Here is a 424-nt window from a genome sequence, read left to right as displayed (position 1 = left end):
GCGTTCGGCTGCGCAGCAGTCGTAAATCATCACAGCCAACACGCATCCCACAGCGGATAATCATGAACACGTATCACCAGTCCCGCCCGAACAGGATTGGCAACGACATATCGGGCAAGACCTTTCACGTCCTCCTCTTTCCGAACCGCTCGATCGTGATAGCCCTTCTGCCACAAACGCCCGCTTCGCCCTAGCGCCTGATTAACGGCTAGACTGCTTCGGGATTTGATTCGGCACATCAGCTCGGCCAGTGTTTTATCCCGAAGTTCTACCAAACAGTGCATATGATCTGGCATCACCACCCACGTCAAAAACTCTACCCAATGCTCCTCCTGAGCCTGATGTAATTGTTGGGCAACCAGCCTACCTAAGCGCCAATCGGTAAAAATTGGCTGCCGATCGTGAACCACAGCTGTTAACAAGT

The 424-nt window shown here is 52.8% G+C and carries 1 protein-coding gene; it reads right to left on the bottom strand.

Annotated features, from left to right (window positions below; genetic code table 11):
• Positions 1 to 29 precede the first annotated feature (29 nt).
• On the bottom strand, positions 30 to 424 hold a 395-nt coding region (locus tag AC1DLB_RS32225; RefSeq protein ID WP_477786563.1), incomplete at its 5' end, for an REP-associated tyrosine transposase.

The sequence above is a fragment of the Pseudomonas sp. 05N434 genome, from assembly GCF_056396965.1.
This window is presented reverse-complemented; position numbering and strand designations above follow the sequence as displayed.